The sequence below is a fragment of the Flammeovirga pectinis genome (assembly GCF_003970675.1).
GTDB lineage: Bacteria > Bacteroidota > Bacteroidia > Cytophagales > Flammeovirgaceae > Flammeovirga > Flammeovirga pectinis.
Map to the genome: position 1 here is coordinate 2987687 of NZ_CP034562.1, position 12684 is coordinate 3000370.

A 12684-nucleotide genomic window follows, 5' to 3' on the forward strand; every position below is an offset into this window, starting at 1 on the left:
TATTAATAAATATCAGTCAATTAATTAATATCGAGATTAATAAAGTTCAAAACTTTAACGTCTTTACTTCAACTTTATAAAATGTTGGTAAAGATATCTATTTAACTATCTCAAAAGAATGTGTAATCTTTGCTGTAGATTTCACCATTTCAGCAACAGAACAGTACTTATCTACTGCTAAAGCAACAGCTCTTTCTGCTTTACCCTCGTTGATATCACCAAATAATTTAAAATGAACATTTACTGTTTCAAACGGAGAAGGAACTGCATCTCTTCTATCTCCTTCAACCGTAATTTTCACATCTTTAATTTCTTGACGTTGTTTCTTTAAAATATGAATCAAGTCGAAAACAGCACAACCGGCAACTCCTGTTAATACTAATTGCATAGGGCTAAACGCAGAGCCTAAACCCATGCCATCCATTTTACCTTTACCTGCATCAATGTGTAATGTGTTACCTTCTTCTGAAGTTGCTTCGAAACGAACCCCTTCGTTTACTCTATTTAATTCGATTTTCATACGTTTGAATGTTTTTTATTGCCAATAATTTGTTCTATACCCAAAGGTTTGATAAAATTACAAAATACAAACTAAATTCAACGTACTATGAAAAGTATTACTGTAGAAGAATTAAAAGATTTACAAGATAGTGGCACAGACTTCCAATTAATTGATGTGCGTGAGGACTATGAATACGATGAAGCTAATCTTGGCGGAGTATTACTTCCTTTAGCGACTGTAATTGATGAAGCAGAAGCAAAAATCAGTAAAGACAAACGTGTAATTATTCACTGCCGCAGTGGAAAACGTTCTGCAAATGCTATTGCTGCATTAGAAGGAATGAAAGGTTACACAAACCTAGAAAACCTTGAAGGAGGAATTCTTGCATATATTGATGCTTTTGGTCTTGAGGACTAATCGTATGAAAACACCACTTTTTTAACGATATTTGCATTGTTGAAAAAAATGAAGCCGATTTGTAATTTCAATTACAGATCGGTTTTCTCTTTTTCAGGTATTAAACCCTATAATAATCAAGAAATGTCAGATACATTATCAATCGTTATTTTTCAAGGAATAGAATCTGATTGGTGGCCAGCGGTTATGCAGATTCGTAAAGAAGTATTTGTTGACGAACAAGAAATTGACCTATCTTTAGAATTTGATGATTTAGAACCTAAAGCTCACCACCTTTTGGTATTAGATGATGGAAGACCAGCAGGTACTTGTCGTTTTTACACAACAGAAGAAGGTTATAAACTAGGTCGTTTTGCTGTTTCTAAAGATTTTAGAGGAGAAGGAATTGGCAATGCTTTATTACAGGCTAGTTTATCTGAAATTGAAGAAATTGCTCCAGAAGGAACACGTGTTTACCTTCATGCTCAATCATATATAACAAAATTTTACGCTGAAGAAGGTTTTGAAGTAAAAGGTGATGAATTTATGGAAGATGGCATTCCACATGTTGTAATGGAAATGGCAATTTAATTGCACCTTTTTATACTAAAGGATAGTCTTTTTATTTTAAATAGGAAGACTATTTTTTATGATTAATCATTTTGGTTTTTCTTAAATTCTTTAGGAGTGTACCCATAATACTTTTTAAAAACAGCTGTAAAATGACTAGACGTTGAAAAACCCAAGTCCATAGCAATCATGGCTTGTGTTTTGTCTCCTTTTAAAAGTAATTTCTTAGACTCCTCTAACCTTATTTGTTGCTGAAATTGATAAATAGGTACTTCAAAGAAAGTCTTAAACAACAACCTCAATCTACTTACGCTCATACCAGATTCCTTGGCTAAAAACTCAATCGGTATATCTGCTCCTTTCTTATCTATTATCAGTTGTCTAGCATGAAAGAGGGCATTCATATTTAATGACGAATCATCGTTATCAATAGAATTTACAGATAGCTTAGACATTGTTAAAGTGATGAGATAATTAGCGCAATGCTCCATTAGTTCTTTACCATAAATGGGATCATCAATTTCAAACATTCTTAATAATGTACCCAACATTACAGGGTCTAGACTATCGAATTGAGTAAATGATTTTTCCTTTTCAATACTCTTTTTTAGGCTCTCTGATTTATTTACTAACCTAAAAAAATTTTCTTCGCTTACTTTTAGAAGTAATAACTTTAAGGGTACTTTGGCAGGTTGAAACCAATTTAAACTCTTCTTATCATTAGAAACTACTACCCCTCGAAGATCTATTCTTCTTTCTAAATCAAATGCTATATATTTTGATGCATTTACCTCTTGCTGTCCAAAAAGAAAGTTAACATACTCACTGTCATTAACTAAGTTCTTACCTAAATCTGAAAGATCATTATGTAGAAAAACATCAAATTTCAGTAAATATAAATCATCTGAAAAAACTTCACCTTTAATAGAACCACTTGCAATATCATTATTAAATGAGACACAATTATTTTCGATTGATCCATTAAAAGTAGTTGACCAATAGGATAATGTTTCTTGTAATTTTGGTTGTGGCATATCAAAAAAAGTAAAATATTTCGTTTCTTGAAACTAAAAGAAGTCTTGCATTTTTACAATACAAGACTTCCTTTTTCAATTAAATATATGATTTATTTTCCCCATCCGAAGAAACAGTGACCATCTTGGTTATATCTCTCGCTAAATGAGAAAAAGAAAGAAGCTTCTTCTGCTGCATTTTCATCAGAGTCTGAACCGTGAACTACATTTCTATCTGTAGATTTAGCAAAACGCTTACGGATTGTACCTTCTTCTGCCTTTGTTGGGTCTGTAGCACCAATCAATTTACGGTAATCTTTTACTGCATTGTCTTTTTCTAAAACTGCTGCAATTACAGGCCCTGAAGTCATGTAATTTACAACATCACGGTAGAAAGGTTGTTCTGCTAAATGACGGTAAAACATTTCAGCTTGTTTTGTACGTAATCGAATCATTTTCATGGCTTGAATACGGAAACCTGCTTCATGAATCATTGTCAAAATTTCACCAATATTATCTTGGTTTTCTTCGCCAGGCTTTATCATTGTAAATGTAAATGAGCCTTTTGGGGGTGCAAAATTATCTTGGAACATTGTGTTTTGTGTTTAGTGTTATTATTTTTTTGGCTGTTGACAGTAATATTTTTTGCATCACAATTAATGTGCTACTCTATCTCTGTTCGTTTGGTATAACAAACATATAGTAATTAAGGGTATATATCAAGTAAAAAGAAAGGTTAGATATAAAACTGAAAGTCCTATATCTAACCTTTATATTTTTCAATCCTTTTAAAAGGGATTTTTAGTCTATTCTAAAACTCTTGCAACTGAATAAGTTTTGCATAAGAACCATCAGAATCAGCGATTAAGTCATCGTGTTTACCAATTTCCTTCACAGTACCTTCTTCTAATACAGCAATTTTATCTGCGTTACGAATTGTAGATAATCTATGTGCGATTATTAAACTCGTTCTGCCTTCCATTAGCGTTTCTAAGGCTTCTTGAACTTGTTTTTCTGATTCAATATCTAAAGCAGAAGTTGCTTCGTCTAGAATTAATATTGCAGGGTCTTTTAAAATAGCTCTTGCAATAGCAATTCTCTGACGTTGTCCACCAGACAATTTAACTCCTCTTTCTCCAACAAGCGTTTCAAACCTTTCTGGGAAGCTTTCTATAAATTCTAAAGCATTTGCTTTTTTAGCTGCCTCTATAATTTCTTGCTGAGACGCTTCTGGTTTACCATAAGCAATATTCTCTGCAATTGTACCTCCAAATAGTAATACCTCTTGAGGAACAACACCTACATGCTTTCTATAACCAATTAGGTTAAAGTCTTTAGATGATTTTCCATCAATAATAATATCTCCGCTATTAATATCGTAGAAACGTTGTAATAAATGGGCTATAGTAGATTTACCACCACCTGACTTACCTACTAATGCTACTTTTTCCCCCTTCTTTATTTCAAGGTTTACACCTTTTAATACTTCAAGTTCGCTACGAGTTGGATAAGCAAAACGAACATCTTTTAAAGTAATATTTCCATCTAAACGAGGAATTTCTTCTTTATTAATTTCATGTTCTGTTTCTGCTTCAAGAATTTCTTGTACTCTTTCTGTAGCTCCTACTGCTTTTTGGATAGCACCATAAATGTCGCCTAGACCACCAATAGAACCACCAATAAACATTGTATAAAGTACAAAAGAAGTAAGATCTCCTACACTTATAGAACCTTGTGATACTAAGTAACTACCGTACCATAATACACCAACAATACCACCAAATAAAACAAAGATGATAAATGATATAAATGCTCCTTTAAAAGTTGCAGATTTTAAAGCTATTCCAACCACCTTGTCTAAAGATGAAGAGTAACGCTTTACTTCATAATCTTCATTGGCAAATGTTTTAACAGTACCAATAGATTGCAATGTTTCTTCTACTACAATATTTGCTTTTGCTAAAGCATCTTGAGTCCCTTTCGATAACTTTCTGATAAACTTACCAAATACAATTGCAACAACAATTAATAATGGGAAAGTTACGATCATGAATAAAGTTAACTTAGGGTTTGTTGCAAATAAAATAGCAACGCCCAAAACTAATGTAGCTACCTGACGAATTAATTCTGCTAATGTAGTAGAGAATGTATCCTGAAGTACAGCAACATCTGCTGTAATTCTACTAAATAATTCACCAGATCTATTTTTATCATAAAATGACATTGGTAACGACATAAACTTTCTATAAAGTTCACGACGTAAATCTGCCATTGCATTTTCATTCACTACTGCAAAGAAGTAAACTCTTGCAAAAGAAAAAATACTTTGGACTAAAAGCACTCCCATTAATGCCAACCCAACGTGAGTTAAGTCAGATAACCATGGAATTTTACTTTGTCCTTGTGCTGTATCTATTAAGCTACCTGTTAAATAAGGAAAAGCTAACAACACTGTACTAGAAAAGAATAAACTGATTAAACCCAGCGTAAAACTTCCCTTGTATGGAGCCATGAAACGAAAGATACCTTTCAGTTTTTGCATGCTCCCTTTATCTAAACGCGGCTTCTTCTCACCGGAGTCTTTTCGCGCCATATTTCTAAATATTCCCAAAACGTATTAATAACAAAAATCCAACTGCAAAAGAACATATTTTTATTCTTTTAAGCGTCTTAATTTGGAGATAAAATGCAAATTTCTCAGTATTTAATCACAAAAAAGCCATGAAAATAGATTTTCATGGCTTTTTGAGGTCAAACATCATTGTTTAACTTAAATATTTTTCTATTGTGTGTAGGTATGAACACTTTGCTGTGCCGATGGTAAGTAATTTACTCCAAACCAACAGATCAATAAAATTCCAAATGATAAAGCCAATGCCCATAATGGTTTTTTGACTGCATCAGGATGTCTATATCTTAAATGAACATACGTTAAATAACTTAACCAAGTTAAGAATGCCCAAGTTTCTTTTGGATCCCATGTCCAATAATGCCCCCAAGCTTCTTTTGCCCATAAAGCACCAAATAATAAACCGAAAGTCAAGAAACCTAACCCTATATAAGCCAGGTTATTAGCCATATCTAATGTTTCTTGTACTAGTTGATTTTTACTATGCTGATACAAACCATGAAACGCTACCAAAGAAGAGGCTGCTAACAAAGCATATGCAAAAATATAAACAACCACGTGAGGGACAAACCAAGGGCTTTGTAATGCAGGCATTAATGCCTTATTGTACGTATCAGGATTTGATAAAGTAATTAATAAAAACAGAGAAGCCATAGCTAAACTATAGCCTACAAACCATTTATATCGCCACCTTAAATAAGCAATAAGTCCTACTGCAGATAAAAAGAAACCATACCATAATCTAGTTTCACCTAAAGTTCTTAAAGGAGGTCGTTCTAAAGAAATCCACAATATTGTTATAAATGCACCTATCGTTATTACTCCTCCAAGAGCAACAAGTAAGGCGGTTGTTTCTTTAGATGATTTTTTTTCACTTTTAAATAACAAGAAACCAGCAATACACCATAAGATAATTGCTCCAACTGAAAAATATGGGAATGTAACCCAAGTATCAAAATGTGTCATAACACGAATATTTTTTCTGAAAGTAACTACTTAAACTATGATTGTTTTTGGCCAGTCCAAATGATGTAAGCAGCACCTATCATCATCATAAAGATACCAATATATACAACTGGTAACCATGGGTCTCTCACCAATTCAACTACACTTAGTTTAGACCAACGTCCAAAGCGTTCATCATAACTTAATTGATATACTTTCCACCCCCCTACTTCAATAGGGTAATTTACCTCTAAGTCTGTAGTTTTTTGTTCTCCATCTTTAGTGTATAAAGTAACATTAGAACTAAATTTCTTGGCTTCTGGAGGTAGAATACCAATTTCATATTCATCGTCTACTTGTAAAGTAGCTCCATCAAAACGAAACGAACCTGCACAAATCCATCCTTCAACGGTTTTTCCTGTGTTCTGATTTGTCAATTTAATTAAAGCAGCAGGAGCAGCTCCATCGTCATTAAATTGTTGGTATACACCATTTACAGGGGCAGACTCATAAAGGTATTTTACAATTTCAACTTTCCAGTCTTTATATAAATACGCTTTTAAATCCGGATCAATCATTACAAAAGCATTCTCTCCTTTGCTCATTACTTTACCAGTTTCTCGGTTAGCAAAAGCTATTTTAGGAGGGAATTCTGTAATTGAAAATTTATTAAGCTTGATAGCAAGTGGTAGCTCAACATCATTTAAGTCTTTATCGTAAGCTTTCCATTCTGTTTTTCCTTCGTATAAATCCATTGATAAACGTTGAAGGTCTCCGCTACCTAAACCGGCAGCAACAACTGTTACCCATAAACCTAAATGATTAAAAATGAAACCTAAGTTTTTCAACTTAAAAGGAAGGATCCTATTCCATGTTGCTAAACCTAGGTTGGTTAACATCAAAAACATGACAAATGCGAAAGGCCAGCTTTCTGTCATATTAGAAAAACCCAATGGATCCAATTCAATAGTAGGGTCGTAAGATGCTTGAGGGATAGTTCCCATCACCACAACCAAAACTAATACAAGTACAGATGAAGCAACAGCTAATGGTACAGAACGCAACCATTTAACTACAGAAGTCTTTTTTGCAAAATAATGTACAAAGCCTAACCCAAACCAAAAGGTTAGCATAAAATACATGTTTAGTGGGTAGTGTACTGCTTTAACACTACCAATAGTATATTGAAGAATACAGCCGGTTAAAAACAACCCGATACCAAAAATAAAAGATTCGGCATAACCCCATGGAAATTGCCATAGAGGAGTGCGTTGTTCGTGTGTTGGTCTTGTCATTTCTCTAGTAAATTAATATGTTTTCAATCTTTTTACAGACTGATGGAAAATTCTTTATTGTAGCAATACGAAATGCGTTTGTATCAAATAAATGCAAATGCAATGTTTATAAATTACAAAGACCGTTGATTATTAAAATCAACGGTCTTTGTGTATAAGATGAGCTCTTTAAACTATCTTATTTAGATTGGTAGAATTTCTCATCGTAAGTCGCCTCACGTTTTTGAGCTTCCTCAATCCATTTTGGAAGTAATTCTTCCTTGAATTTTTCTTTTTCAGCTTCTAACTTCTTCAAATCCATTCCAATGTACTTTTGAGCAAGTGCTTTAGTTTGGATATTAGGGTAAGCAACATCGCCAACACCTAATTTAGAAAGAAGACGCGCTAATCTTACACGAGCATCTAACACTCTATCCATACCAGTAGCTACAATTCTACCCATTTCTACAGGAGCGTGGAAAGAACCACCATGAGATGCAGCTGTAAAGTCCCATCTCCATTGTGCGTGACGGATAGCTTTTAAGATTGGTTCCATTTGTTTTTCAGTAGCACCATTATCCCAAGCAGTTTTTGCTTCGATGTGTGCTCTTACTAACATTTTTTCTAGCTCATTTCTTGTTTCGATAATCTTATCTTGACGTTCGTAAACGCTCTTGATTAAGCTACCTTCTGATTCTCTATGACAAACTTGGCAAGAATTTGCAACGTTGTTAAGAGGAGATTGTAATTTATGATCTGTGAATTTTTGTCCACCTTCTGATTTGTAAGGCATATGACAATCTGCACAAGAAACACCTCTTTGACCGTGAATACCTTCTGTGAATAATTCGTAGTCTGGGTGTTGAGTTTTTAACATTGGTGCACGAGATAATTTATGCGTCCAATCACTGAAGTCGATTTCGTCATAGTATTTCTCCATGTCATCAACAGTCATACCGTCTCTCCAAGGGAATTTTAAGTAAGGAGTTCCTTCTTTACCAGGTAACTTCTTATCAAAATAATATTCAACGTGACATTGTGCACATACTAATGATCTCATTTCTTGGTGAGATGCTTTAGAAATATCTTTCCCTTGTGCTTCAAAAGCTTCAATTAATGCTGGACGAGTAATTTTTAAGTCCATAGATTTCTCATCGTGACAATCTGCACACCCAATTGGGTTTACAATTTCTGCACCATGACGCGCCCATTTTCCTTTATAAAATTCTTCTACTCCTAACTCGTTCATTAACCTTGGAACGTCTGGAGATTTACATGTCCAACAAGTTGCTGGCATAGGACCTTCATTTTCGTTTAAAGGACCACCTGTTCTTAAAGAATTTTGGATATCATCTATCGCATAAGCGTGTCCTCTACCTTGGTTGTAATCTTTAGAAAAACCATAACCTGCCCAAAGAATAACCAATCTAGGATCTTCTTCTAACATATCAATCATAGCTCCACCGCCGTGCTTACTTCTAAAAGTAGTATCTTTAGTTTCGTAATAAGACTCAAATTCTCTTGGGTAATTTTCTCCCCAAACTTCATTTCTTGGTTCTAACTTCGCTATAGGTCTTTTCTGAGCATTTAAATACTCACCTTCTAATCTTCTTTCAGTAATTGAAGACGCTAATAAACCTAGGCCAAATACTACAGCCATACTAAGGGCGAATATTAGCCAACCTACCGCTGGTTTATCATTAATAATTTTCTTAAGTGACATTGTATATAGGGTTGTTTGTATCCTAATTAGTATCTATTATTATTATATCCTGTTGCCTGTTGATTATTTACTCATAATCGATTTTAGCCAAGCAGGCGTTGGACTTCCTTTCACAGGTACCCGAGCATTTGGAGTAGAAGATTGACTTTTGACTCTGCCGTGAGGTACTTCTCTATGGCAATCCCAACATAATCGACCCTCTCCGTGTATTGCCATTTTAGTGTTGCTATCTAATAATCCAATATTTTCATTTAGATTATTGTGACATCTTTCACAATTGGCCTGTACAACGTCGCTACTTGCTTCTTTAATTTGAATTACCTGAGGTTCCATTCTTAATGTGAACATACTCGCATGGTATAATCCATCTTTCGCTTTAAAGAAATACTTGTTAAAAATATTGTCTTGTGGTACATGACAATCATTACAAGAAGCATTATCTCTATGCGAACTATGTTGCCATGTTGCATATTCCGGAGCCATTAGGTGACAGTTTACACATGCTTTCGGATCATCTGATAAATACGAAAACGCATTAGACACATAAAGTGTGTAAGTAGCTACTCCAGCTAACATACCTATGGAAATGATAGCCGCAAACCTCCACTCAGGTGGTGGAATTATGTAACGTAGTATCGATTTTCCCATATTTAAATATTAGTTGATTTAAGGCAAAAATATAATTGTTACCCCTCTGTAATAGTAAGCATAATCACAGCTTTTAAGTGACAAAGATCACTTTTGACATTGATTGATATCAAACCAAAAAATAACATCAAAAAAAACCTCATAAAACACTAAATAACAGCGATTTACAAGGTTATACTTTATTTAATAATACAGTACACGAGCATCTATTGATAATATAACTACATCAATTAAGGTGTAAAAAATAATAACATTCATAAAAAAAAATCATTACTCGTTATACTTGTTTACACAAATAAATATTATTCGTCTTCTATTTCATTTTGAGAAACAGAAAACTCTCCATTTTTAAATTCACAACTCACTCCTTTCCCCTCTACATTTGTCTCTAAAACAACAGGAAAATTCGACCATAAAGTAGATATATAAGCTAATGTTTTATTGACATACCCAAGCTCTAATTCTCTCCCATCAAATTCGTGTTGTAATTGTAATGTATTTGATAAAGGTGCAATTCCCTTCACTTTAATAATTGGAATACTTCCCGTACCAGTTTGAGCAATTAATGTATCTCTGACTTCTTTCCAACCTTTAAAATCATTTGATACGTTTGAAACTTTAACCTGCCCATTATTTTGATCGTACTCAAATAAACCAAGTTCTTCCATTAATTCTTGTGTAAGAAATCTCCTCAAAAAAGACGCATCTCTATCAATTGTTCTCGTATCAAAAATTTGATTATTGATTTCGTATTCAAACATATCTTTTTTCCCTGCCAAATGTGTCATTAGCGTAAAGCCTATATGATAAGGATTCAAACCACCTAAATGAGGGCGAATTACTTGATTATGTGACCGGATAAAATCTACGTGCATTGCTGGTGGTAGATTAAGTTTATGCAGAATAGTATAATGCCAAAAACTTGCCCACCCTTCGTTCATAATTTTTGTTTCCATTTGGGGCAGAAAGTACAAAGTTTCATCACGTACAATTCTCAATATATCTTTTTCCCAATCTTCTAAAAAACGGCTATGTTCAATTAGAAATAATAATAGGTCTTCTGATAGAGTTGGAATAAACTCTTCTTCTTTATCAACTTCAATTTTCAAATCGTCCCAAGTAGCTCTTTCTCTATTTAACTGCCCAAAGTGTCTTAGTTTTTGTTCATCTTCAGACAACCTTACTATACGTTGATTTCTATCAACATGAAAACTAATTGCATGTGCTGCATCAAGAATTCTTTCTACTCCTTCATAACCAATATTAGGAGTTTCTATATATGATCTAATTCTGTCTGCATTTAACTTAAATGATTCTAATGCTAACTCTGCTCTTGTATGTGAGAAATTTATATTGTTCTTAAAAAAATCATTGTGTCCATAAACGTGAGCCATTACCAATATTTGCATAGATAATGGATTATCAATCATAAGGTAAGCCAAGCATGGGTTTGAGTTAATAACCATTTCGTATGCTAAGCCAGACATACCTAACTTATACATAGTATTTTGTTTCTCGAAAGACTTCCCAAAACTCCAATGAGGATACCTTGAAGGCATTCCAACATACGATTGGTAACCAATCATATCATGATAATCACAAACTTCGAATTCCTGTGGGTAGTAATCTAAACCACAATCTTGCGCAACTCTTTCTATCTTATCGTTCCAACGGGCTAAATCATCTAATGTCCAGTCCATAATTGTATTTTTTTTGGTTCTTCAAGTTTTTTAATCCATTAAAGAATTTGTCTTGTCTTTATTTAAAAACTTCTTTAAAGCAGGCCATACAGCATCTTTAGACCTCATTCTTAAACAAACAAAATTATCTTCTTCAATTTTCTTGTACTCATCTAACATTGTAGACCAAGAATATCCCATATCTGGTTTTATTTCACCGTAGCCAAATAGATTACAAACCTCGCTAAGTTTGGTTGCACACTCTATTGCTTTTTTATTATCAGATGAAAAGTTATCTCCATCAGAACAATGAAATGCATAAATATTCCATAGTACAGGATTGTACCTTTCTTCTATAATTTCTAATGCCTTTTGATATGCTGAAGATATAATTGTACCTCCTGATTCTCCTTTATGAAAGAATTCATCTTCGGTCACCTCTTTTGCTGTTGTATGATGGGCAATAAAAACAATTTCAGTATTTTCATACCTCGTTTGTAAAAAGGTATATAGCATAAAATAGAAACTTCTTGCAAGGTATTTTTTTGTTTGATCCATAGAGCCAGAAGTATCCATTAAACACATTACAACTGCATTAGAATGTTCCTCTGTATCTACCTGAAGCCTTCTGTAAACTAGGTCATCGTTATGAAACGGAAATAGTTCTTCCTCTTCTTTTAACGTGATGCTATCAACCCCTTTTGCTTTCATTCGCTTAATTCTGTTCATCATTGTTTTTCTTTTTGATAAACGAGCACGAATGCCTTTTTTCTGATACCCCACCAATTTTCGAAATACCTCAGTATCGGTCTGAAAATACTTCTTCTTATCCATATCAGGAAGTTCTAAATCTTCGAACATTAAGCCAATAGCTTCTTCTAAAGTTATTTCTGTTTCATAAATATCTTCTCCAGGGTCTTGTCCTGCTTCCCCTTTACCTTGTCCCTTCTGAGCAGGAGCATTCTGATCTTGAATAACTTGTCCTTTTTGCTCCTGTCCTGTTCCTTGTGCTGCACCTTTACTTTTATTTGAGCCATACACAAACCGATACTCCTTAATACCTTGAATGGGTACTTTAATCTTCTTGTCTTTGTTCTGTCCAATAATCGATTCGTTTGCAATTACATCAGCAATGCCTTTCTTTATTTTATCTTTTACTAAATCTTTGTGACGCTGCCTATCTGCAACAGAACGATCTCTTTTCTGTTTACTAAACTCTTTAAAAATAGCCATAATGAGATTTTTAATTTTAAATAATGATATGAAATACCTCTACTACTAAATAGAAGTAGCAGAGGTTAGAGA

12 protein-coding genes are annotated in these 12684 nt (G+C 33.8%); 2 read left to right on the plus strand and 10 right to left on the minus strand.

Translation table 11 applies throughout. The annotated features are described in order from the left end of the window. Window positions 1-97: 97 nt before the first annotated feature. Entirely contained in the window at window positions 98-520 is a 423-nt protein-coding gene (locus EI427_RS11895; RefSeq protein WP_126614888.1) for an OsmC family protein, read from the minus strand. Between the two features lie 87 nt (window positions 521-607). Here EI427_RS11895 and EI427_RS11900 point away from each other — a divergent pair, with 87 nt between their 5' ends. Further along, window positions 608-919, plus strand: coding sequence for a rhodanese-like domain-containing protein (locus EI427_RS11900; protein WP_126614890.1), 312 nt, complete (start codon window positions 608-610; stop codon window positions 917-919). A gap of 123 nt (window positions 920-1042) precedes the next feature. Further along, complete coding sequence (locus tag EI427_RS11905; protein WP_170178453.1) at window positions 1043-1489, plus strand: GNAT family N-acetyltransferase; 447 nt, start codon at window positions 1043-1045, stop codon at window positions 1487-1489. Window positions 1490-1551: 62 nt separating this feature from the next. Here EI427_RS11905 and EI427_RS11910 read toward each other — a convergent pair whose 3' ends face one another. The 9 genes from EI427_RS11910 to EI427_RS11950 form a co-directional block, all read right to left on the minus strand. After that, entirely contained in the window at window positions 1552-2502 is a 951-nt protein-coding gene (locus EI427_RS11910; RefSeq protein WP_126614894.1) for a helix-turn-helix transcriptional regulator, read from the minus strand. Between the two features lie 92 nt (window positions 2503-2594). Beyond that, on the minus strand, window positions 2595-3074 hold the full coding sequence (ndk, locus tag EI427_RS11915) for a nucleoside-diphosphate kinase (protein WP_126614896.1): 480 nt from the start codon (window positions 3072-3074) through the stop codon (window positions 2595-2597). Between the two features lie 218 nt (window positions 3075-3292). Beyond that, a complete protein-coding gene (locus EI427_RS11920; protein WP_317125720.1) occupies window positions 3293-5023 on the minus strand; it encodes an ABC transporter ATP-binding protein in 1731 nt (576 codons plus the stop codon). 240 nt (window positions 5024-5263) lie between these two features. Then, the gene (ccsA, locus tag EI427_RS11925) at window positions 5264-6076 is read right to left on the minus strand and encodes a cytochrome c biogenesis protein CcsA (protein ID WP_126614900.1); all 813 of its coding nucleotides are present in this window, start codon (window positions 6074-6076) and stop codon (window positions 5264-5266) included. A 35-nt stretch (window positions 6077-6111) separates the two neighbouring features. Then, on the minus strand, window positions 6112-7350 hold the full coding sequence (locus tag EI427_RS11930) for a cytochrome c biogenesis protein ResB (RefSeq protein ID WP_126614902.1): 1239 nt from the start codon (window positions 7348-7350) through the stop codon (window positions 6112-6114). Between the two features lie 178 nt (window positions 7351-7528). Further along, complete coding sequence (gene nrfA / locus EI427_RS11935) at window positions 7529-9052, minus strand: ammonia-forming cytochrome c nitrite reductase (RefSeq protein ID WP_126614904.1); 1524 nt, start codon at window positions 9050-9052, stop codon at window positions 7529-7531. Window positions 9053-9115: 63 nt separating this feature from the next. After that, window positions 9116-9700: a cytochrome c nitrite reductase small subunit gene (gene nrfH, locus EI427_RS11940; RefSeq protein WP_126614906.1), complete on the minus strand. Its 585-nt coding sequence runs from the start codon at window positions 9698-9700 to the stop codon at window positions 9116-9118. A 302-nt stretch (window positions 9701-10002) separates the two neighbouring features. Further along, the gene (locus EI427_RS11945) at window positions 10003-11400 is read right to left on the minus strand and encodes a SpoVR family protein (protein ID WP_205727853.1); all 1398 of its coding nucleotides are present in this window, start codon (window positions 11398-11400) and stop codon (window positions 10003-10005) included. A gap of 30 nt (window positions 11401-11430) precedes the next feature. Next, window positions 11431-12612, minus strand: a complete 1182-nt coding sequence (locus EI427_RS11950) for a YeaH/YhbH family protein (protein ID WP_126614910.1) — start codon at window positions 12610-12612, stop codon at window positions 11431-11433. Window positions 12613-12684 lie beyond the last annotated feature (72 nt).